We start from the raw sequence: 279 nt of genomic DNA on the forward strand, positions 1-279 counted from the left end.
GGAGCTGGCAGTGCGCGGGGCTGTCAGCACGGCGACCGGCGCGCCCGGATGTTTGAGCAGATAGCCGGGCCCACCAAGATCGATCCGCACGCGATCGCCAAGACGCACACTGGATGAGGTCAGCTGCCAGAGCGACGGACCATCTGCGGCAGCGAAGGTACCCACGTTCTCGTCGGCGCTGGGCGTGACGCGCAACAGCGGCGCCACGCCCAGCAGCATCGGCCACATGTTGCCACCGGTGTTGTCGCGCAGATCGACAATCCAGCCGCAGCGGCTGCC

At 68.1% G+C, this 279-nt stretch carries 1 protein-coding gene; it reads right to left on the reverse strand.

Annotation, left to right across the window (positions count from 1 at the left end; all coding sequences use genetic code 11):
* Positions 1–279 (reverse strand): hypothetical protein (locus EN850_RS36005; protein ID WP_210238112.1); only part of this gene is annotated, 279 nt, incomplete at both ends.

The organism is Mesorhizobium sp. M8A.F.Ca.ET.207.01.1.1, assembly GCF_004794715.1.
Classification (GTDB): domain Bacteria; phylum Pseudomonadota; class Alphaproteobacteria; order Rhizobiales; family Rhizobiaceae; genus Mesorhizobium.